The 21,427-nt window shown below is 62.3% G+C and carries 20 protein-coding genes and 1 tRNA gene; 12 read left to right on the top strand and 9 right to left on the bottom strand.

From position 1 onward, the window contains the following. The first annotated feature begins 13 nt into the window (after nucleotides 1–13). Both arsC and B5483_RS09820 read left to right on the top strand, forming a co-directional pair. Nucleotides 14–358 (top strand): arsenate reductase (glutaredoxin), encoded by a 345-nt coding sequence (gene arsC, locus B5483_RS09825; RefSeq protein ID WP_054945931.1) that lies wholly within the window; start codon nucleotides 14–16, stop codon nucleotides 356–358. A 94-nt stretch (nucleotides 359–452) separates the two neighbouring features. Continuing rightward, on the top strand, nucleotides 453–1,091 hold the full coding sequence (locus B5483_RS09820) for a class I SAM-dependent methyltransferase (protein ID WP_079730372.1): 639 nt from the start codon (nucleotides 453–455) through the stop codon (nucleotides 1,089–1,091). A gap of 140 nt (nucleotides 1,092–1,231) precedes the next feature. Here B5483_RS09820 and B5483_RS09815 read toward each other — a convergent pair whose 3' ends face one another. Further along, complete coding sequence (locus tag B5483_RS09815) at nucleotides 1,232–2,047, bottom strand: DUF7847 domain-containing protein (protein ID WP_079730188.1); 816 nt, start codon at nucleotides 2,045–2,047, stop codon at nucleotides 1,232–1,234. Nucleotides 2,048–2,127: 80 nt separating this feature from the next. On the opposite strand from B5483_RS09815, the gene lipB reads away from it, so the two are divergent. Together lipB and B5483_RS09805 are read left to right on the top strand one after the other, a co-directional pair. Then, a complete protein-coding gene (gene lipB, locus B5483_RS09810) occupies nucleotides 2,128–2,826 on the top strand; it encodes a lipoyl(octanoyl) transferase LipB (RefSeq protein ID WP_079730187.1) in 699 nt (232 codons plus the stop codon). After that, nucleotides 2,823–3,149, top strand: coding sequence for a hypothetical protein (locus tag B5483_RS09805; RefSeq protein ID WP_079730186.1), 327 nt, complete (start codon nucleotides 2,823–2,825; stop codon nucleotides 3,147–3,149). The genes lipB and B5483_RS09805 overlap by 4 nt, the downstream gene beginning before the upstream one ends. Here the strand turns inward: B5483_RS09805 and B5483_RS09800 are convergent. Next, nucleotides 3,146–4,084 (bottom strand): HpcH/HpaI aldolase/citrate lyase family protein, encoded by a 939-nt coding sequence (locus tag B5483_RS09800; RefSeq protein ID WP_245828913.1) that lies wholly within the window; start codon nucleotides 4,082–4,084, stop codon nucleotides 3,146–3,148. The genes B5483_RS09805 and B5483_RS09800 overlap by 4 nt on opposite strands. Nucleotides 4,085–4,195: 111 nt before the next feature. After that, entirely contained in the window at nucleotides 4,196–5,362 is a 1,167-nt protein-coding gene (locus B5483_RS09795; protein WP_054946016.1) for a hypothetical protein, read from the bottom strand. A 161-nt stretch (nucleotides 5,363–5,523) separates the two neighbouring features. Between B5483_RS09795 and B5483_RS09790 the strand changes: the two genes are divergently transcribed. Then, on the top strand, nucleotides 5,524–6,618 hold the full coding sequence (locus B5483_RS09790) for a fatty acid desaturase family protein (protein ID WP_079730185.1): 1,095 nt from the start codon (nucleotides 5,524–5,526) through the stop codon (nucleotides 6,616–6,618). Nucleotides 6,619–6,670: 52 nt separating this feature from the next. On the opposite strand, the gene lptG is transcribed toward B5483_RS09790, so the two are convergent. The 5 genes from lptG to B5483_RS09765 form a co-directional block, all read right to left on the bottom strand. Then, complete coding sequence (gene lptG, locus B5483_RS09785; protein ID WP_054945925.1) at nucleotides 6,671–7,768, bottom strand: LPS export ABC transporter permease LptG; 1,098 nt, start codon at nucleotides 7,766–7,768, stop codon at nucleotides 6,671–6,673. A 1-nt stretch (nucleotide 7,769) separates the two neighbouring features. After that, complete coding sequence (gene lptF / locus B5483_RS09780; protein ID WP_054945924.1) at nucleotides 7,770–8,996, bottom strand: LPS export ABC transporter permease LptF; 1,227 nt, start codon at nucleotides 8,994–8,996, stop codon at nucleotides 7,770–7,772. A gap of 245 nt (nucleotides 8,997–9,241) precedes the next feature. Then, nucleotides 9,242–9,628 (bottom strand): ATP-dependent Clp protease adapter ClpS, encoded by a 387-nt coding sequence (clpS, locus tag B5483_RS09775; RefSeq protein ID WP_176167994.1) that lies wholly within the window; start codon nucleotides 9,626–9,628, stop codon nucleotides 9,242–9,244. A gap of 122 nt (nucleotides 9,629–9,750) precedes the next feature. Further along, on the bottom strand, nucleotides 9,751–10,761 hold the full coding sequence (locus B5483_RS09770) for a phasin family protein (RefSeq protein WP_231634616.1): 1,011 nt from the start codon (nucleotides 10,759–10,761) through the stop codon (nucleotides 9,751–9,753). A 386-nt stretch (nucleotides 10,762–11,147) separates the two neighbouring features. Further along, nucleotides 11,148–13,010 (bottom strand): PHA/PHB synthase family protein, encoded by a 1,863-nt coding sequence (locus tag B5483_RS09765; RefSeq protein ID WP_079730184.1) that lies wholly within the window; start codon nucleotides 13,008–13,010, stop codon nucleotides 11,148–11,150. 175 nt (nucleotides 13,011–13,185) lie between these two features. On the opposite strand from B5483_RS09765, the gene B5483_RS09760 reads away from it, so the two are divergent. Together B5483_RS09760 and B5483_RS09755 are read left to right on the top strand one after the other, a co-directional pair. Next, complete coding sequence (locus B5483_RS09760; RefSeq protein ID WP_054945921.1) at nucleotides 13,186–14,385, top strand: LL-diaminopimelate aminotransferase; 1,200 nt, start codon at nucleotides 13,186–13,188, stop codon at nucleotides 14,383–14,385. A gap of 148 nt (nucleotides 14,386–14,533) precedes the next feature. Further along, nucleotides 14,534–15,304 (top strand): response regulator transcription factor, encoded by a 771-nt coding sequence (locus B5483_RS09755; RefSeq protein ID WP_231634615.1) that lies wholly within the window; start codon nucleotides 14,534–14,536, stop codon nucleotides 15,302–15,304. Between the two features lie 23 nt (nucleotides 15,305–15,327). On the opposite strand, the gene B5483_RS09750 is transcribed toward B5483_RS09755, so the two are convergent. Continuing rightward, complete coding sequence (locus B5483_RS09750) at nucleotides 15,328–15,852, bottom strand: molybdenum cofactor guanylyltransferase (protein WP_079730183.1); 525 nt, start codon at nucleotides 15,850–15,852, stop codon at nucleotides 15,328–15,330. Nucleotides 15,853–16,021: 169 nt separating this feature from the next. Between B5483_RS09750 and B5483_RS09745 the strand changes: the two genes are divergently transcribed. From B5483_RS09745 to B5483_RS09720, 5 genes are all read left to right on the top strand, one after another. Continuing rightward, nucleotides 16,022–16,095, top strand: a tRNA-Cys gene (locus B5483_RS09745). 173 nt (nucleotides 16,096–16,268) lie between these two features. After that, on the top strand, nucleotides 16,269–17,204 hold the full coding sequence (locus tag B5483_RS09740) for a hypothetical protein (RefSeq protein WP_079730182.1): 936 nt from the start codon (nucleotides 16,269–16,271) through the stop codon (nucleotides 17,202–17,204). 177 nt (nucleotides 17,205–17,381) lie between these two features. Further along, the gene (locus B5483_RS09735) at nucleotides 17,382–17,597 is read left to right on the top strand and encodes a hypothetical protein (RefSeq protein ID WP_079730181.1); all 216 of its coding nucleotides are present in this window, start codon (nucleotides 17,382–17,384) and stop codon (nucleotides 17,595–17,597) included. A gap of 737 nt (nucleotides 17,598–18,334) precedes the next feature. Further along, the gene (locus B5483_RS09725) at nucleotides 18,335–18,769 is read left to right on the top strand and encodes an HNH endonuclease signature motif containing protein (RefSeq protein WP_079730179.1); all 435 of its coding nucleotides are present in this window, start codon (nucleotides 18,335–18,337) and stop codon (nucleotides 18,767–18,769) included. A gap of 101 nt (nucleotides 18,770–18,870) precedes the next feature. Continuing rightward, entirely contained in the window at nucleotides 18,871–21,309 is a 2,439-nt protein-coding gene (locus tag B5483_RS09720) for a hypothetical protein (RefSeq protein WP_079730178.1), read from the top strand. Nucleotides 21,310–21,427 lie beyond the last annotated feature (118 nt).

Here is a 21,427-nt window from a genome sequence, read left to right as displayed (position 1 = left end):
TCAGGAGAAAGCCATGAAGGCGACCATCTGGCATAACCCCAAGTGCGGCACTTCGCGCAAGACCCTCGCCGTGCTCGAGGAAACTCCGGGCGTCGAGGTCGAGGTGATCGAGTACCTCAAGAATCCGCCGAGCGCCGCCAAGCTCGCGCAGCTTTACAAGGATGCCGGGATCACGCCGCAGGAAGGCCTGCGCGTGCGCGGCACCGACGCTGCCGAACGCGGGCTGCCCGATGCCGATGCGCAGACCGTGCTCGATGCCATGGCTGCCGAACCGATCCTGATCGAGCGGCCCCTCGTCGAAACCGACAAGGGCGTCAGGCTGTGCCGTCCGCAAGACAAGGTCCACGAAATTCTCTGAACCTACAGGGTCGTTAACTTGCAAAGGCGGCTGGAATCTGCCACCGCCTTTGCTGCACAAAAATGACGTCAACAATGCGAGAGCTTCCGCCAGCATGACCAGCACAGAGCTTGCCCGTGAGGCACTGCCCCAGAAGTTGAAGCGGAAAATCAAGCGGTCGTTCGGGCCATGGGGCGTCTTCATCGAAGGGTTTCTGCGTAATCCGGTGATGGTCGGTTCGATCGTCCCGTCGTCGCGCTTTACCATCAATCGCATGCTCAAGCCGGTCGACTGGGCGAACTGCAAGCTCTTCGTCGAGTATGGCCCGGGCGTCGGCACCTTCTGCCAGCCGGTCCTAGATCGCCTGCCGCGCGACGGCATGCTGATCGTGATCGACACCAACCCGCTCTTCATCGAATACCTGCGCAAGAACATCAGCGACAGCCGCTTCAAGGCGGTGCTGGGTTCGGCTGCGGACGTCGAGGAAATCGTCAAGGCACACGGCTTCGAAAAGGCGGACTACGTCCTGTCCGGCCTGCCCTTCTCGACCCTGCCGGACGGCGTCGGCCCGGCCATCGCCGCGGCGACCTATCGCGTGATCCGCAAGGGCGGCGCGTTCCTGGTTTACCAGTTTACCCCGCGTGCGCGCGATTTCATGGCCCGACACTTCAAGCGCATCGACAACGGCATGGAAGCGATCAACGTGCCGCCGTGCTTCCTCTACTGGGGCTGGAAGGACGAAGACGAGGGCTGAGGCCCTCGCCCTTCCATTTCACTGAATATCTGGAACTGCGCGCCCTCTTGCAGGGTGTCTTGCCTTGCGACTGCTCCGGCGGATCGCGCAGAGACCCCTTCCGTCGAGGCCCCGGCAACGGGGCCCCGCGATGACCAGCCTCAGATGAACGGCTCGCTGTCCGCTTCCGGCGAGTTTCCGGCCAACTGGCGGTGGCTCGCAGCTATGATCGCCACGAGATAGAGCGCCATCAGCGCACTCAGGGCGGAACCGACCAGCGCCTCGACGATCAGCGCGACATGGTCGGGCGCCAACAGCGCCAGGGGTATGCCGATCACGACGTTGACCATGATCAGCAGGACGATGAACGCGACAATGAACAGGCCGTAGAATGTCAGCAGTCGCGTGGTGTTGCCGGCGGTCAGCTTCCAGGAGCGCAGCAGCGCCGCAATCGGATTGCTGGTCTGCTCCACGGCGACGATGGCTGCGGTAAGCGAGAGCCGCACCGCCACGAAGACGGTGATCGCAGCCACGATGGCAACGCCCACGAACATCCCGGCCATTCCTGCAAGAGCGCCCAGCAGGCCGATCACGGCCAGCGCCACGAGCGCGAGACCAAAGCCGCTCAGCAATTGCGCAAGCAGGTAGGGCACGACACCGCGCAGGCCGCCCTTGATCGCTTCGCCCACCGTGGGCCGCCGACTGCCGTCGAGAAGCCGCAGCAGCGCCACTGTGCCAAGCGCCTGGATGAAGGCCATCGGAATCAGCATGGGCATGATCGAGCTGTAGTAGGTCGTGACCATCTCGACCATCTGCTGCTCGCTCATCCCCGCAGCCGGTTCGGGCTGCGGGAAGAAGATCGCGAAGGCAAGCTGCGGCAGCATGAAGAACACGCCGGCCAGCGCAAGGACCACCTCGCGATTGGCCGAAACCGCACCCGATGCCTGCTTCCAGGCAAGATTGCTGTCGAAATTCATGTTCTACTCCGCATGCCGTCGCACAGGCGCCAGCCTAAAGACACTTGATAACCGCAGGGAATGCCGCCACGCAACGCGGCATGACAAGCCCAGACACCCTTCCCGGTGATATCGAGCTGCGGGTGAGCCGCGAACCGGTGCCCTACCGCGCCGCGCTGGAGGAAATGCAGCTGCGCAATGCGGCGATCGCCGCCGGCGAAGCGCGCGAGCTGATCTGGCTGCTGGAACATCCGCCGGTCTATACCGCGGGGACCAGCGCAGCCTCCGCCGAACTGCTCGACCCGCGCTTCGAAGTCGTCGAGGCCGGGCGCGGCGGGCGCTACACCTACCACGGACCCGGCCAGCGCGTCGGCTATGTCCTGCTCGACCTGAAGAAGCGCGCCCGCGATGCGCGCGGTTTCGTCCATGCCGTCGAAGGCTGGGTCATCGACACCCTGCGCGACTTCGGCGTCGAGGGCTTCCGCAGCGAAGGCCGCATCGGCATCTGGACGCAGGACGTCGATGGACGCGAGGCGAAGATCGGCGCGATCGGCGTACGCATCCGCAAATGGGTGACGATGCACGGGTTTGCCGTGAACATCCGCCCCGACTTGTCGCATTTCACCGGCATCGTGCCTTGCGGTATCGAGGAATTCGGCGTTACCAGCCTTGCACGGCTTGGTCATGACGTCGATTTCGACACATGGGACAAGGCGCTGATCGCACGGGCCGATTCGTTCCTGGCCGCGCTTGAACGTCCCTGCCCGCCCGCCGCCGGCAAACCGGAGACCCATGAATGATGCACCGGCATTTGAAGTTCTGGACAGCCCTCTCGATCGCTGGCGCTGCGGCGTTGAGCCTCGGCGGCTGCAAGGACGATGCCTCTGCCCCGAAGGAAGCCGCAGGCGACAAGCTGCTGCCCCGCTCGGTGACCGACGACATGCTGCCCTACGACACCGTGCGCTCGCAGTCGCCACTGGCCAATCCGGAAGCGACGGCAAGCGGCGATAGCAACGCAAAGCCGACCACGTCGGACGCCACCGCGGCGGCCGACGAGGCTCAGGCCGCGGCACAGGAAGCGACCGCGGCCGAAGCGGCGGAGCCCGCCGGGCAGGCCGACTAGGCCGGACGCAGCAAGGCCGAAAGGCGCTGCCCCTCGCAACCCGCGTCACTCTCGTCTGCCGCATCGATGAGTTGCCGCGCTATCGCCAGGTGCGTGCGGTCGATCATGCAGCCCTGAAACGGCAATGAAGCCTGATCGGGGTTGGCCGAAAAGAGAGCCAGGATCTCGCGGGCCCGCGACAGCTCCTCCCCGCTCGGGGTAAAGGCGGCGTTGATCGTTGCCACCTGCCCGGGATGAATCGCGAACATTCCCGCGAACCCTTCGGCGCGCGCCTGCCGCGCCGCGGCTGCCAGCCCGCGTTCGTCCTCGAACCGCTCGTAAGGCGCATCGACAGCCACGGTCCTGCTCGCATGCGCCGTAAGGACCGTCTGCGCCCGCACGAGGCGCGCCGCATCGCTCCACCTGCCCTCGTCGCCGTGCAGGTGCCTGCAGCCCATGGCGACACCGAGGCCCCCAGCGTTCCAGGTCAGTCCGAACAGCCGCTGGTGCGGCGCATCGAGATATTGCCCCATGCCGAACAGGCCGCGCGGGCTATCGCCGGCAACGGGCATGATCTGCACCGAGTTGGCGGCGATTCCATTGGCCTGCTCCAATTCGTAGATTTCACTGGCAAGCTGCCGGACCGCGTCCGGGCCCGTCGCTCCGGGCAGGATGATGCCGTCAGGGGCGCCGGGCATGATCGCCAGCAGGTCATCGCGCGACAGCCCCGAATCGAGCGCATTGATGCGCACCCAGCGCCCCATGCGGCGGTGTTCGAGAAGATTGCGGCGGTGAACCGATAGCCACTCGCACGCCATGGCGCGTGCTTCGCGCCTTGCCGCGTCGGGCACTGTATCGGCAAGATCGACGACGACCACGTCTGCCCCCGTGCCCATGGCGAGACCCAGACGCTTCTCGCTGCTGCCCGGGACAACGAGCCAGGACCTGTACTTCATCTTCAACGACCCGCCTTCCGCGATCGCGGCATGCCCCAGAGGCACGCCTCGCCGCATCAGGGTAGTCCGGCCCCCGTTAAGAAAATCTGGAAGCCGGCCGAAACGCTGAGGTCAAAGTGCCTTTTCGTAGATCGCGTATTCGCGGTTCACCTTGCTGTCGATGGCATCGGCGATGGCGACCATCCCCTGGTTGTCCTCGAGAATCCAGCCGATCTCGCCTCGCTGCGAATCGAACTTCTGGGTTGCCGAACGCCGGATGTACTCAATCATCATGAAAGCCAGCTGGCTGGCCAGGCGCGAGGACTGCAGCTTTTTGCGCACGCCCATCAGCGGGACGCGCATGTCGGCCTGCTTGGGCTTGCGCAGCCACAGGGCCAGCTTGAGCCAGCCGAGGAGCGATGGACGACCGTTCTTGCCGTTGATCCGCTTCTGCGCCTGATTGAGGTCGGGCAGCGTCATCATGAAGGCCACCGGCTCGCCTTCGTACTCGGCGATGCGGATCAGGCTGGGATGGACCAGCGGCTTCAGCTTCTTGCCGGTATGGGCAATTTCCCGCTCGGTGAACGGCACGAAGCCCCAGTTGTCCGACCACGCATCGTTGAGGATGTCGCAGATGATCGCGGCTTCCTCGTCGAAGCGCTTGAGATCGACTTCGCGCACGCGGATCTTGGCGTTCTTCTCGCCCGAGGCGACGATGCGCTGGACCAGCGGCGGGAACTGCCTGGTTACGTCCAGATCGTAGGTGTAGAGCGTCTTGGCCAGCGCATAGCCCGCCCCCTCGATCCATGGCTGATAGGCGGCATTGTGGTGCGCCATCATCACCATCGGCGGGTGATCGAAGCCGCGGACCTGCAGGCCGGGCTCTTCCCATACGGACAGGTTCATCGGCGCCAGCACGCGGGTCATGCCCTGCTGGCGCAGCCAGTTCTCGGCAGTTTCGATAAGAGCGCGGGCGACTTCCTCGTCCTCGGCCTCGATCGCGCCCCAGTTGCCGGTACCCGGGCCCATGCCCTGCTCCAGCGGCAGCGTCAGCGCCAGTTCATCGATGTGCGCCGATATGCGCCCGACGTTGCGGCCATCGCGCTTTGCCAGGAACAGCTGGCAACGGGCATGGTCGAAGAAGGGGTTCTTCCCCGGAGTGAACTTCTCAAGCTCTTCCATGCGCAGATTGGGCACCCAATTTTGATCTGGCGCATTGAGGCGGTAGGCGACGTCGACGAAGGCCTTGATCTCGGCCTTGCCGGAAACGGGTGTGATGACTAGTTGGGCGTTCGCCACGATCCTGCCTTTGTTGTGTGCGAGAAGGATTATCGATACGCGACCTGCGTGCGGCACCGGCAAATTGTCAAGTCGGGCATGGCAGGAGATCGCGGCAACCCCGGCTCGAATCACGGAATTTCCCGGAATCGACCCACAGGAATGCTTTTTGGATTGATTGCATGATTGCCCAGGACGTGATCGACGCCCCCGCTGCCGCCCCGGCGCAACAGCAGAGCGGGACCATCAAGAAGTCGGCGATTCCCGACGACAAGGAGATGCTGCGCGCAGCCGTAGAGCTGACCCGCGACATTTCCGCCGCGCTTCCGCGCATCTACTGGTCGGACATGCTGGTCTCCGCTACGCTTGGCTACGCCGCACTGGCAGGTGCCATCCTGATCGCCAATCCGTGGCTGGCAACGCTCAGCGGCATCGTCTCCGCGCTCGCGCTCTACCGGGCGCTGCTGTTCATCCATGAGCTGACCCATATCCACAAGGATGCCCTGCCCGGCTTCCGCTTCGGCTGGAACCTGCTGGTCGGCATTCCGCTGCTCACGCCCTCGCTGATGTACGAAGGCGTGCACACCCTGCACCATGCGCGCACGCGCTATGGCACGGTGGACGATCCGGAATACCTGCCGCTGGCCCTGATGAAACCCTGGAGCCTGCCGGTCTTCGCCCTCACCGCGATCCTGCTGCCTTTCGCCCTGTTGCTCCGCTCGGCCGTGCTGGTGCCGCTCGGCGCGGTAGTCCCGCCGCTGCGCCGCCTCGTCTGGGCCCGCTTTTCGGCACTGGCGATCAACCCCGAATTCCGCCGTCGACTGCCGGAAGGCGCTTTCAGGCGCATGGTTTTCTGGCAGGAACTGGGCTGCTCGGTCTGGGCGATCGCCCTGCTCGCCAGCACCCTCGTGCTGGGATGGCGTCCGCTGCTGATCGCGCTTTGCATCGTATCGCTGACTGCCTTCCTCAACCAGGTCCGCACCCTTGTCGCGCACCTGTGGGAAAATGACGGCGATGCCATGACCGTTACCGCGCAATATCTCGATTCGGTCAACGTGCCGCCGCCCGCGGTCCTGGCACCGCTATGGGCCCCGGTGGGCCTGCGCTACCACGCGCTGCATCACCTGCTGCCGAGCATGCCCTATCACTCGCTGGGCGAAGCGCACCGCCGCCTGACCAAGCACCTCGGGCTCGACACGACCTACACCCAGGCAAGCTATCCCGGCCTGATGCCGCTGATGTCGCGCCTCGTCGGCAGCACGATGCGGCCCCGGTAAAATCAAGCGAAAGCCCTTCCCGGCGATCCGAAAGGGTTGCCGGGAGCGGTACTTATTCCTCGGTCCGGATAAGGACCGTTTCCCCGATCAGCGCGAACAGCAGGAATGGCGCCCAGGCCGCGATCAGCGGCGGGTAGCCGCCGAAGTTGCCCATCGCGAGTGCGGCGTTGTCGAAGACGAAATAGGCGAATCCCAGCGCCATGCCGATCACGGCGCGGATGAGAAGCTGGCCTGAACGGGCAAGGCCGAATGCCGCGACTGCGCCCAGCAAGGGCATGAGCGTCGAGGAAAACGGACCGGAGATCTTGTGCCACCAGGCAGCTTCCAGCTCGCTCGTCCGGCGACCGGCATCGCGCAAGGCATAGATCGACGATGCCAGCTCGACGATGTCCTGGGAATTCGCGTCCACTTTCGACATCGTGATCTTTTCGGGCGTGATGCCCGGTGCGACGGTGGCAGTGGCAAGCGTGGTCGTCTTCGTTCCGGCGACGTCGAAACGGACCGGCTTGTCCAGCTTCCAGCCCGGATTGAGGTAAGTCGCATTCTGGGCGCGCAACTGCTCGACGACCATGCCATTGGCATCCCGCCGGTAGAAGGTCACGCCGTGCAGGACCATGCCATTGCCCGTCCCCTCCAGCGACTGCGCCAGCAGGAGGTCCCGCCCGTCGGCAAGGTAGAGGTTGCTTTTCACCCCGGCTTTCTTCGGAATCGGCCCATAGTCCACCGCCTGCCAGGCATCGAGCGTGGCGCTGGCCCGGGTCACGACGCGTTCGTTGAAGCCGAAGCTGAGCACCGAGACGACAAGTGCCGTCAGCATCAGCGGCGCCAGGATCTGGTGCGCGGACAGGCCCGCCGCCTTCATCGAGATGACCTCGCTGTTCTGGTTCAGCGTTGCCAGGGTGATGATCGTCGCCAGCAGCACCGAATAGGGCAGGAACCGCGCGATCAGCTGGGGAATGCGCAAGCTGACGTAATAGAACAGCTGCGCCTCGCCATTGCCCGAATAGGCCAGGATGTCGCCGCTCTCGCCGAGCAGGTCGAGCACCTGCAGCACCAGCACGAGCATCAACAGCACCGCGACGATGCGGGTGACGAAGAGCCGCGCGAGGTAGAGCGTCAGCGAGCGCGAGGGAAAGAATTCAAGCTGCATGTCAGGACGGATCCGCTGGAGCCGGGAGGAGCGGGCCGCGACGGTTGCGGCGCAGCAGCGACTTCAGGCGCTTGCCGACGGTCTCGGCGCCCTTCTCGAGCCAGCCGATCGCCTGTCCGCCCGGTACATAGGCGACGCGGTAGTACATGAGCAGGATCAGTACCGCGAGCACCAGGAACGGCCCCCACAGGCCGATGATCGGATTGATCCGCCCCAGCGCGGCAACGTCCGCCGCGTACTGGTTCACCTTGTGATAGGCCACGACCATGACGATCGAAACGAACAGGCCGAGCGAAGAGCTCGAGCGCTTGGGCGGGATAGCAAGCGCCACCGCGAGCAGCGGCAGCAGCAGCATCATGATGACTTCGACCAGGCGGTAGTTGAAGTTCGCCTGGCTCGCCACGCGTTCCTGCTTGGGCCTCTCGTCGCTCCAGCCCAGCTTCATCAGTTCGGGCAGGAGGTACTCGCGGTCCTCGCCGCCGCGTTTGCGGAACTTCTCGATCTGCGGGAGGTCGATCGGCAGGTCGTGGCGCGTGAAGCTGAGGACGCGCGGGCTGCTGCCCGGCATGTCCTGAATGATCTGGCCCTGCTCCAGGCGCAGGATGACCGTGTCGGGCGCACCCTCCAGTGAAAGGAACTGGCCCTCGCGCGCGGAGATGGACAGGACCTGCCCCTTCTCGTTGGCAACGCGCGCGAAGATGCCGATGAGACGGCGCCCGTCGTCGCGGCTCTCGTCGATGCGCAGTGCGATACGGTCCTTGAGCGCGGTGAACTCGCCCACCTTGATCGAGGCGCCCAGCGCGCCGGACTTCAGCTCGTAGTTGAGCTGCTCGTAGTAGTAGCGCGACAGCGGCTGCAGGTAGCCGACAATGGCCAGGTTCAGACCGGCCAGGGCGATCGTGATCAGGTAGGGCACGCGCAGTAACCGCGTATAGCTCAGCCCCACGGCGCGCATAACGTCCAGTTCGCTTGACGTGGCGAGCTTGCGAAAGGCGAGCAGGATGCCGAGCATCAGGCCCAGCGGGATCGCCAGGCTGGCATATTCCGGCAGCAGGTTGGCCAGCATCTTGAACACGACGCCGACCGGGCCGCCCTGCGTCGCCACGAAGTCGAACAGGCGCAGCATCTTGTCGAGCACGAGCAACGACGCCGCCAGCAGGAAGATGCCGAGCATGGGCATCAGCACGAGGCGGAAGATGTAGCGATCGATGGCGCTGAAGAATTTCACGTGTTCGTCGTCACATTACCGTCCTTCCTCTGGCCCTTAACGGCTAGCCGCGGCGGGCGAAAGGCATTTGTCGGCCTAACCCCCGATAAGCTGGGCCTTTGACGGGGCAGTGCGACCCAATGGCAACGTCTGCTGTCCCGAGCGCAGGATTGCGCCGGACGCAGCACATCGATGCCCCTTGCCGCATGGACTATTGAACTTTCGGAAAGTGCTGGCGGTTCCCCGCCGATCGCCTGGCTGCGCGCTCAGGCCTTTTCGAGCGTGCACTGCAGGGGGTGCTGGTTCTGCCGGGCGAAATCCATCACCTGGTTCACCTTGGTCTCGGCGATCTCGTACGGGAAGATTCCGCAGACGCCGACGCCCTTCTGGTGCACGTGGAGCATGACGCGGGTCGCCTGCTCGAGATCCATCTGGAAGAAGCGCTTGAGGACCATCACCACGAATTCCATCGGGGTATAGTCGTCATTGAGCATCAACACCTTGAACTGGCTCGGCTTCTTGGGCTTGGCACGGGTCTTGGTGGCGATGCCGACCTGTTCGTCGCCACCCGGGTTGCGGGTAGAGTCATCATTGTCCCCGCAGCGCAGGGGCCAGGGACGAGAGAGATCTGAATCGGCTAGGTCGGGATGCATGGCGGGTAGAATATCGTAACGGAGCACTGAACTACAAGATGCCCCGGCCAGATAGTACGATTTTCACGCTTGGCCGACCGGGTGCGCCATTGTCACCCGATCGGCCATAATGCGTGCAAACCTTAGAGCGAGGTCTGACGGACCTTCTCCATGGCCATGCTGACGCGGCCCGAGATCGGGGCCATCACGTCGCTCATGAGCTTGAGCATGGCTTCGCTGTTCTTCGAGCTGTACGCCACGGCGCTGTCGAAGTTCTTGCGCATCATGTCGCCCTGGATCTTGAAGAAGTCGGTCGGCGACTTTGCAGCGGCGAGCTCCTTGATGTCGCCCGACATGGTTTCGAAGGTCGAACGACCTTCCGAAACGATCTCCGAGCCGAGACCCTGAATGCCTTCGGCGAAGATCTTGCCGGATTCCATGACGGCTTCGACGTTGCCCTTGGTGAATTCGTTCACTTCACCCATGACGGTGGTGCTCTTTTCGAAAGCAGCCTTGGCCTTGGCCTGAGCCTCGGTCATTGCCTGCTGAATTCCTGCGAAGTTCGCGCTCATGTCCATTGATTTTTCCTCGAGCAAGAAGTTGGTGAATAGTCCTGCGAATACGGGTGACTTGGCATTGACGGTCTTGGGTGCCGCCTTGGTTTCAGATGCCGCGGGCTTGGCCGAAGCAGGCTTCACCTTTGCGACTTCCAGCGCCGGCTTGGCCGGAACGGCCTTTGCCGGAGCAACGGGTGCCGACTTCGGTTCGACAACCGGAGCAGGCTTCGACTCCGCGGCGGCAGCCTTGGGCTTCGCCGCAGTCGTGGGCTTGGCGACTGCCTTGGGGGCAGCTTTCGCCTTGGGAGCCTTGACCACAGTCTTCTCGGGCGCTGCAGCCTTCGTTTCCACAACCGGAGCCGCTTCGGGCTTGGCTTCCGTAGCCGCGGATCGTTCGGTCTTGGATGCTTCGGTCGGGGTCACTGCAAGCTCATCCTTTTTCGATGCTGGTTCCACTGGGGCGGCTTTGGCGGCCGTCGACTTGGCTACCGGCTTGGCCGGGGACTTGGGCGAAGGCTTGTCCGTTGCAGACGCTGCAGCGGCCTCGTAAGCCTTTTCAGCAATCGCCTTGCCCTTCTCGTCTTCGGTGCCGGCCATGAGCGTCAATCCTGCTTCCCGCATCAGCGGTCGGGTCAAACTTTGACCCGATTCGGTAGTCAGCGATTCGAGAATTCCATTTGTTGCGTTGCACAATATGATCTCGCAGCCGCGAAGTCAATATCGAAATTGTGCAGTGCAGCATTCATTGTGCAATGCAGCATACGCGCCGAAATTCCGCATCCGGCGCGGGAGGGCAGTCCTCTCTCTCCAATACTGCGCCGCGGCGCGCTGCCACTGCGATCCTACCGAATCCAGCCTGGGTTTGGTATCCGCAAATTCCGAAAGGTTTCGTGACAGTTGCGCAGGATCGCCGATTAAAATTTGGCAGCCGCTGCCGGCCCACAAATCATCGGCCCCGCCGCTCGCGGCGCTGAAGGTCTGCCTCAGCGTGTCATCACATAACGACCGGGCGCATCCTCGATGACCTTGTCGCCACGACCGCCCGGGCGGCGCTTGCCGCGCGCAGTGACTTCGTCGCTGCCGAACGCGCGAATCCACTCAATCCAGTGCGGCCACCAACTGCCCGGGTGTTCCTTGGCCCCGGCAACGAATTCCTCGAGCGTGTCGGGCGATCCGTCATGGGTCCAGTACTGGTATTTGCCCGAGGACGGCGGGTTCACCACACCTGCGATATGCCCGGACCCGGCGAGCACGAAAGTCTGCGGCCCGGAGAGGTAATGGGTGAACTTCCAGACGCTGGTCGGCGGCGCGATGTGATCCTCGCGCCCGGCCTGGACATAGGCTGGCGTCGTGATGCGGTGCAGGTCGATCGGCACCCCGCAGGCGCTCAGTGAATCGGCCACGACGAGACGGTTGTCGCGATAGAGGTCACGCAAGTAGTCACGATGCCAGCGCGCCGGCAGGTTGGTGACGTCGCCGTTCCAGTGCAGCAGGTCGAAGGCGGGATAGTCTTCGCCCTTGAGGTAGTTCTTCTCGACATAGTTCCAGATCAGGTCGTTGCCGCGAAGGATGTTGAAGGTGGCCGCGAGATAGCGTCCGTCCACGTACCCTTCCGGCGAAAGCTGGCCGATCGTCTCGATCTGCTGGTCGTCGACAAAGACCTTGAGATCGCCCGCCCCTTCGAAATCGACCTGTGCGGTAAAGAAGGTCGCGCTGGCGACCTTGTCGGCCTCGCCCTTGCGCGCCAGCACGGCCAGCGTCGCGGCCAGCGTCGTCCCGGCAACGCAATAGCCGATGGTGTGCACCGCCGGGACCTTTAGCCTGTCGCGCACATAGTCGATCGCCTCGATCTGGGCCTGGATGTAGTCATCCCACACCAGGTCCGCCATCGAAGCGTCGGCAGACTTCCATGAGACCATGAAGACGGTCAGCCCCTGCTCGACCGCCCAGCGCACGAAGCTCTTCTTGGCGTTGAGGTCGAGGATGTAGAAGCGATTGATCCACGGCGGGAAGATCACCAGCGGCGTCGCCAGCACCTTGTCGGTGGTCGGCGTGTACTGAATGATCTGGAACAGCTCGGTCTCGTGGACGACCTTGCCCGGCGTCACCGCGATGTTCTCACCCAGCTTGAACGCGGCCGGATTGGTGTGGGTCATCTGGCCCTTGCGCAAGTCGCCGAGCATGTTCTCGAACCCGCGGATCAGGCTCTCGCCGCCGGTTTCGTTGGCCCTGGCCAGCGCCACCGGATTGGTAAGCGGAAAGTTTGCCGGGCTCAGCGCGTCGACCATGGTCTTCGCCGCGAACATCAGCTGCGCCTTGCGACCCGGCTCGATGTCGTCGACCGCCTCGGCGTGCTTCATCACCTGCGAGGACAGCAAGAGGTAGAGCTGGTGCAGCACCGCAAAGATCGGCTTGCTGCGCCACTCCGGATCGGCGAAACGACGATCGCGCAGCGGCATCCGGGGATCGTCCTTCGCTTCTTCGAAGGCGCGCGGCCCCATGCCGTACTGACCCAGCACTGCCGTCAGCACCGCGATGACCTCGTCCCAGAGCCCCTGCTGCACTTCCGGATTCGTCAGAGGAAGCTGACGCATCACGGCCTCGACGGTCGCTACCCACTTCACCGGGTCGGTGTAGTGCGATTTCTCGCCCGTGGCCTTGCCCAGCTGCTCGACCTGGAACTCGGCCCAGATCGACTGCAGGCGGCCGGCGACTTCCGCCCAGTGCACGGCTTTCTGCGCTTCCTGAGAACCTTCGCCCGGAAGCATCTGCCCAAAGAGTGTCGCCATTCCCATGGCCTGGCTGCGAAGCATATCCGAGAACACTTCCGTAGCGTCAGTAGCCATGAATCATGAAACTCCCTTGGTTCGTGACCCAGTCTTAGCTGCAGTGCACAAACTGTCGAGCCCCTTGCGGGCAATATCCTTGCGCAAACGGCGTGATCGCCATTTGCGCCGGGCGCGTAATCCCCTACAGGGAGCCACGCGGCAATCCCGCCGCCAGCATGGATTTACCGAGGTCATGGAAGACGAGTTCTACCGCATCAAGCGCCTGCCGCCCTACGTCATCGCCGAAGTCAACGCGATGCGGCATGCAGCACGCCAGGCGGGACGGGACATCATCGACCTCGGCATGGGCAACCCCGACCTGCCGCCGCCGCAGCACGTGATCGACAAGCTGTGCGAAGTGGCGCAGAAGCCCGATGCGCACGGCTACTCGGCGTCTTCGGGCATTCCGGGAATCCGCCGCGCCCAGGCGAACTACTACGGCCGCCGCTTCAACGTCGATCTCGATCCCGAGACCGAAGTGGTGATGACCATGGGTTCGAAGGAAGGCCTGGCCAGCCTCGCCACCGCAATCACTGCGCCGGGCGACGTCGTGCTCTCGCCCAATCCGAGCTATCCGATCCACACCTTCGGCTTCATCATCGCCGGGGCGACGATCCGCTCGGTGCCGACCACGCCGGACGAACGCTACTGGCACTCGCTGGAGCGCGCGATGGCCTTCACCGTACCGCGCCCGTCGATCCTGATCGTCAACTATCCGTCGAACCCCACGGCCGAGACCGTCGACCTCGCGTTCTATGAGCGCCTCGTCGCCTGGGCGAAGGAGAACAAGGTCTGGATCCTGTCGGACCTTGCTTACTCCGAACTCTACTATGACGGGCAGCCGACCCGCTCGATCCTCGAGGTCCCGGGCGCGAAGGACGTCGCGGTCGAGTTCACCTCGATGTCCAAGACCTTCTCGATGGCAGGCTGGCGCGTCGGCTTCGCGGTCGGCAACCCGAAGCTGATCGCCGCGCTCAAGCGCGTGAAGTCCTACCTCGACTACGGCGCCTTCACGCCGATCCAGGCCGCCGCCTGCGCCGCGCTCAATGGTCCGCAGGACATCGTCGAGAAGAACCGCGAACTCTACCAGAAGCGCCGCGACGTCATGGTCGAGGCGTTCGGTCGCGCCGGGTGGGAAATCCCCAGCCCCAAGGCCTCGATGTTCGCCTGGGCGCCGCTGCCTCCGGCCCTCAAGGACATGGGCAGCCTCGAGTTCTCCAAGCAGCTCCTCACGGAAGCCGAAGTCGCGGTGGCACCGGGGGTCGGATATGGCGAGGAAGGCGAAGGTTTCGTGCGCATCGCCATGGTCGAGAACGAACAGCGCCTGCGTCAGGCAGCGCGCAACATCAAGCGCTTCCTGAGCTCCAAGGGGGTCAACACACCAGGCGCCTGAAGCCCCGAAAACGGGCCGACATGGTATTTTCTCACATAAAAAACTGTGATCTGGATGACATTCCTGTAAGTTTTTATGTGTTGTTTTTGAACGCCCAAGACCGACAATCTGCGTGCATGAATTGAAGGCGTGCACGGAGATGGGGGAAATGATGGCCAGCCTGGATACCGCCAAGAATGCCGACCAGCGAAAGGGAGCCAAACATGGCTTCTGCTGGTTGGCCTCGGGCGACATACCCAAGGAACTGGATCTGCGTCGGTCAGGCTGGAAGCTTGTCGACCGCGATCGGCCGAGCGAGGAATGCATCGGCATCTTTCATGCCGTCGGCCTGGACAACATGGGCTGGATGCACATCCTCGCCTCGTTCGGAGTGGAGATGCGGCGCCACGTGCTGGTGACAGGCGTTGAACTTGCGCATGAACGGGCCACGCTGCTGCAGATCGGGTTCGGCGATGTCGTCTCGTCGGACATCAGCCTCGAGGAACTGGAAGCCCGCGCCAGCCGCGTCGCCGAAGCGCTGCAATGGCTGCCGCGCCATCGCAAGATCGGCGCCCTCTCGCTCGACCTTCTTGCACGAGAAGCGTTCGGGGGCGACAAGCCGCTCAACCTCAATCCGCGTGAATTCGCCCTGCTATGGCGCCTCGCGGACTCTGTCGGGCAGACTGTCAGCAAGCAGTCGCTGATCCAGGACGTATGGCGCATGGGCTTCGTGCCGGAGACCAACAGCATCGCCGTTCACATGTCCCGCCTGCGCCGCAAGCTCTCCTTCGTGGGGCTGTCGGGCATGATCGAGACGAGCTCGCCCGGCGGCTATCGCCTCACCCTGCCCGATGAACAGGAAGAGGGGCCCGGCGTGCGCTCGCAATACGGGAAAGTGGCTCCGGCGGGCTCTGGCCAGGCCCGCGCCTCCAAGCACTGACGAAAAAAAGGTGCGCCGCCGTCCTACGCCTTGCCGGAGATCGCCGAGAGGTCCGCTGGCGTATTGATGTTAGGGATCGCCCTGTCGATCTTCACCTTGCGCGCGCCGATCCGGTCGGCAAAGCGCAGCATCGAATGCTTCTCGTCGCTGTGGAGCAGCGCTTCGATCGTCTTCGTCGCCGAAGCGGGCCAGAGGCCGATCACCGGTTGATCCGCCAGACAGGCCGGCGCCGCGCCCAGAAGATCGAGCAGGTTGTCGGGCAGCATCGCGACATCGACACCGCAAGTGAGCACCGTTTCGTATCCCTCGTCCCGTGCATGGTGCAGGGCTGCGGCAATACCGCCCAAAGGCCCCACACCGGGGCGCGGCCAGTCGGGCAGTGTCGGTGCCGGCGCCGTCTCGCGCCCCACGACGATCACGTGATCGCACAATCCCGCAAGCGCATCGACCGCCAGAGCCAGCAACGTGTGCCCCTCCAGCTCCGCCAGAGCCTTGTCACTGCCGAAGCGACTGGATTGTCCACCTGCAAGAACGGCTCCAAGGATCATCAACGCGGCTCCTCCTGCGGCCCCGCCAGGTCCGGCGCGGCAAATCGGACCCAGCGTAGCGCAAGGAAGCCCTTAGCCAAACGATAGTTTTCAACCGACGCGCGAATCGGATTGCGCCCGGCCCAGAGGGTTGCTAGGGGCGCACCTCCACAGGAACACCACCTTGGATGGCCCGATGGCGGAGTGGTGACGCAGCGGACTGCAAATCCGTATACGCCGGTTCGATTCCGGCTCGGGCCTCCAGAGTTTTCAAGGGTTTAGGCGTAAAACCGCCAATGATGACTAGAGGGTGGGGCAATCTAGGTGGGGCAAATGCCCCTCCCCAAAAGACCCGAAGCAGTGGCCTGTCGCGCACCTGAGCCGCGAATCTCTCACTCCACCTTGCCGTTTTCGCGCCTTACGCCTGTCCCGATCAGATGGGGCGCAAATTTCTGCTGGTGACAACGTTGAGACTCACTGGCCGCAACGAAGCTCCTAGTTATATTGTTCGCTGCCGAGGAACGCGTGAGGGCAAGTTGTTGGCAAAGAAGCCGTTCAAGTATGGCCTAAAGACATGCATCTTCTGCGGCAAACCAGCCAATAGCAGCGAACACGTCTGGCCGAAATGGGCGCACAAACTCTTACCTCAGTTCCCGAACCACACCCAGCTCACGCTTGATGCGCCAGTAACAAAGAGCATCATGTCGCGGACGTCTGAACGAAAGCGTCAGGGTTCGGTCGCGAAAGTCGCGATCAAGCGAGTATGCAGTACGTGCAACAATGGGTGGATGAGCGCTTATGAGGAAAACGCCAAGGCGATTCTCAGCGCTATGATGAGAGGGGGACATTTAGCGCTTGGTGCGGAGTCCCAACAACTACTAACAGAATATTTCACGTTCAAGCTCATGGTCCTCGACTGGACTAATGCAGACCCAATATTCACCCAAGACGAACGCACAGCTTTTTACGTGAACCGCGCGATACCTGCCAGTTTGCAGCTCGCTATGGCCTATTGCCGCGATGCCAGTGCCCATTCTTACTATCGAACACACTTCATAGAAGCTGCGATGAAGACCCATCTCTCTACACATACGCCCGGAAGGAACGTAAAGACTATCGCGGTAGGCTTCGGCGGCATCTTCATTTTCGCGCTATGCATTCGAGGTGAGGTCGATCTTTCGCTCAAAACGATACCGGGCTTTGTTCAATTGATTCCGGGGAAGTTAGCAACGATCCGCTGGCCTCCGTTCCTTGTGATTGGCCGCACCACGCTTGAACGAGTAGCGAGCAGTCTTGACGCCCTGAAGCACCATAAGAAGGTTACGTTGATAGACGATCCCAATGACGCAGAGGCAAGTCAAACTAACAAATAGGCAGATACTTTGCCTTTCTTGACGTCCGCTTTGAGAGTTGATTTCTCGCGTCCCTGTTCGATCCTAAAAGGCGCTCCCCAGCCCCCCGGACATATCAAGGCGGTACTTCGACGGTTTTCTGCCGGTTTTCGGTAAGTGATCCGCAGATTCCCTACTATTGCGAGTGGTTCGCAAAACATGAATTTCGGCACTTCGAATGACGACTATCAAGCAACTGATTTCAAAAAGAAATATCAAAAATCGGAATATAGTGCCTACTTAAGGAGAACAGACAACAAGACCGCACTGTTCCAGCGTTTCCCGGCACCTGCCGAAACCCACGGTTTTCTGCCATTCGGAATAAAAGCCGGATTTAAGCAGGAGCCTGTGCTCTTGTTGCCAGTCCGGGAATAAAAGCCGGATTTAAGAAGATACGCTTTCGGCCACACTCAAAGCCAGCTCTCAGCCTTCACTTTTGAGTGACCCCTAAGCCCCGCCCATAGGATTGAAAATAAGGGTCATTCCCTTTCAGCCTTCCTTCTAACATCACTTCCAGACCTTACCCAAGGTCAATCCCACAAAATCACTATGACCAAACGATCCTTCGCGTCTCCTAAGCGGACGCGGAAACCTCCCCGTACGTCTCGGCCAGACACACCCGAAACTGTAGCCAGCTTTGTCGAAAAGGCACTGGCAGAACCTATGGCCCCGCCGCCCCCAGCGCCTCCTAAGCCCCGCAATCCGAATAGGAAGGCTGGAATCTGGGATAAGCTCAGGACGCCGGAAGAACGCTCAGCCTATGCCAAAGAACTAGCAGCCCGTCGCAAGCCTCAGAACATGGCTCGAAAGGGGCGTTTCCCCGGCACACCCGTAGGATGGGACCATCGATCCGCCGCTGTAGCGAAGACCGCAGCACGGCTAGAAGCCGACGCTCTCGTCTCCAAGCTCCAATCGCAAGGGGTCATTGCCCCTGACGACGAAGACGGCGCAAAGGCTACGGCTGAGGCTCTCGCCATCGTCCGGTCTCCGGGAGGCATAGGAGATAGGCGGAAGTGGGCGAAACGCCTGCTCAGTCATTATCACCCTGAAATCGCTCAGAGCATCGCCCTGTGAGAGACGGACTGCAACCATCCTATAGGCAAGCCACAACGATGCGCTTCTTTGCCCTGGAGGCCCCGCTTCCCGGATTAGCAAAGCCTTGCCAAGTCTGTGTCTCCCACAAGCCTAATGCAGACGGCTACCTCTACAAAACTTGGAAGGTGGGAGACCGAAAGGTCAAAGAGGCTTTTCATCGCTTCATCTTCCGCGCTCATAACGGCTGGAACGAATGGCCTAAGGGCCTCGAAATTGACCACAAGTGCGGCCAGCGGCTGTGCTGCGAACCAACGCACCTGCGGGCGCTTCAAGTCTCAGACCATAAGAGGGTCACAAACACCTTACGCTATGCGGCCAGACATGAGGCAGCTCACTGCCACTGGCTCGCCACCGGCTGCACAGGGACCGCGCTTGCCGAGAAGTTCGGCGTCACCGTTTCCTCCGGTTGTCGCTGGATTCGCGAATGGCGTGACAATCCAGACGCAGCCTGACCCCAACAACTAACCCCCTGCCTCTCACCCCTTCGTCACTGTGCGCACACCTTCAGACGAAACCACTGAGAGGTCCTGCAATTCCATGGAAAATATCTAATATGCCAACTATCGAAATCGACGGCGTAGGCCGTGTCGAAGTCGATGACAGCTTCCTGAAGCTCTCCCCTCAGGAACAGGAAGCCACAGTCGCAGAGATCGCTGCCTCAGCGCGATCTGCGCCTGCGTCACGAGACATTACCGTATCCTTCTCGGACGGGTCATCGCACGTTTACCGCAACGCTCCCGGAGACATTACGCCTGACCAAGTGACCTCCCGCGCTCAGCGTGAGTTTGGGAAAACGGTCGCCCACATTGACGGAGGCAGGAAGCCGACTTCCGCCACCGAAACGCCAACCTCGGTTGCTTCGTCTGAATCTGCGGGAAGCGAACCGGAAATCTACGCCCCGGATGGCTTCGGCGGAAACGCCTATGATCCAGCTCATGACCGTTTCAACGACACTTGGGCGGCTGAGCAAGAAGCCGCATATCAAGCCAGTCTCAAGGGCCAGCCGAACGGCCCTACGCCTCCGAAGGCACAAGCAACCCCCGCGCCTGAGCGCACCTCGCGTCTTGGGGCCTTTGGCCTTGGGGCGCTGGACGGCCTGACTTTCGGCCTAGATGACGAAATTGGAGGCGGTCTTGCTGCCGTCATTCCGGGCCTAGGCAAAAGCTCTGTCTGGGACGGCAAGGGTCTGTCCGAAGCCGCCAACGAGAACATTGACGCCTATCGCGACGTAAAGAAGGCCGCAGAAGATGAGCATTTCGGCTATTTCGCAGGCGGTGGCATTGCTGGGGGGCTTCTCCCTGTCACCGGAGGACTTGGAGGTCTCAAAGCCGCCACCACCCTCGGCAAGCTAGGCCGCAGCGCAGCCACTGGCGCAGCTTACGGCGCCGCTTACGGCTTTGGTTCTGACGAAGGCGACATTACCGACCGACTCGACGGAACAGCAGGAGGCGCGGCCCTTGGCGCTATCGGAGGCGCTGCGCTCCACGGCGCAGCCAAGGCAGGCGAAGCGGCTGTCAGTCCCCTCGCCCGTCGCCTCCTTCCGAAGCTGGCAGATGCTCAGTTTGTGAAGGAGCAGGCCGGGAATCCCCACGCCCTCACGGATGCCAAGGTAGCCAACGACTTGGATAAGATTGTGAGGACTCTCACTGTAGACAGTGCGAAGCGGAAGCTATCACAATCTCAGCAATCTACCCTCCTGAGCCGCATCAACGACCTTGAAGCGTCCTACCTCCCAGTCGATGAGATCAAGGCGCTAGACCTTCCTCCTTCGGCCAAGGCTCGCCTCCAGACTGCAATGGCGAAGCGGCATCTACTCTCGGATAACGAAGTCCAGTCCCTCCGCGATGGCACAGCAACCGGAGACGCAGTGGCGGAAGCAATCGAAAAGTCACGACGCCTTCGAGCTTACGTCCCTGAGGGTCGTGCCGGTGGTTCCGGTAGTCGCATCGCAGCGTCCTTGGGCGATGCAATCGGCTCCACCGCAGGCTGGAAGATCGGAGGTCCCATCGGCGGCGCGGTGGGTGGAAGTATCGGTCGTGCCGCTATGTCGCGACTGGACGCCAGAGCGGCAAAGGATGCATTGGCACTCGCAGACAAGGCACCGCGATTCGCTAAGCTGCCCGAAGTCATCGCGGCTAATGATGCAGGCAATGACAGCCTATCCCGTCTCTCTGCCGATGCACTGGACGCCTCCTATAATGCCGAGAAGGCAATGCAGCAGGAAACCGAACGCCTGACCAACGAGGGCCGCAAGGTAGCCATCGCCAACTCTCGCGATAACGTGAAGCCCTCGGGGGGCTGGCGCGGCACGATCTACGAAAGGACTGGTCTACTACCGGCTGAGCAAGACGCAGCGGCACTCAAGGCCCTGAAAGACGGGGCAATCAGCCAAGACCAGTTCCAAGCCTATCTGGATGACCCTGCTAAACTCATGGCGGGGAAGGCGGGGAACGCCTTGATCGATCGCTTCGCATCCATGGCAGACAATGGGGTCTTGAAGCGTGATCCCAAGTGGTCATCTTCGCCTGTTTCGCCCCGCATTGGCCGTGAGGCCGCACAAGCTGCCTTTGACGAGGCGGACGCTCTGTGGCGACAGGCTCATGATGCCGATGCCGCGCTATTCGAGCAGACTGGCCTTGATCGCACACAGCGACCCACTGCCCCAGCCGTCGCGGAGGCGTTCGCGAAGCGCGAGCAGGCCCAACGGTCGCTGCAAGAATCCACCACCGTTCGTAATCCCTCGGCCTACGCAGCCACGGCTAAGGCCAATCAGCAGCGTGTAACAGACACACTTTCTGCGGTGCGCGAAGACCGCTCGCTTCCGAACGACGCCAGAGAGACGATTGCCACGGCCATCACAGCCATCGGAAATACTTCCAGCCGTGAGAAGGCCCAAAGCCTCGCGACTGATGCTCTCGACCGTATCGGCGCTGAGCATCGCGATTTCGGACGCAGCCTGCTTAGCCCTCTTGTCGCCCAGATTAAGAAGTAAGCCCTAGAAACCCCTCAGGGACTCACTGGGCGCGAAGGTGACGAATAGGCCCTATGACAGCCTTGAAGTCTCCTTCGCGCTCCACGGAGTCCCTGAGGGCAATTCAGATGCCGTTCCC

Origin of the sequence: Novosphingobium mathurense, from assembly GCF_900168325.1 — a bacterium.
In the GTDB taxonomy this organism is placed as follows: Bacteria; Pseudomonadota; Alphaproteobacteria; order Sphingomonadales; family Sphingomonadaceae; genus Novosphingobium; species Novosphingobium mathurense.
The sequence above is the reverse complement of the archived record's forward strand: the minus strand, read 5'-3'. Positions and strand labels throughout refer to the sequence as shown.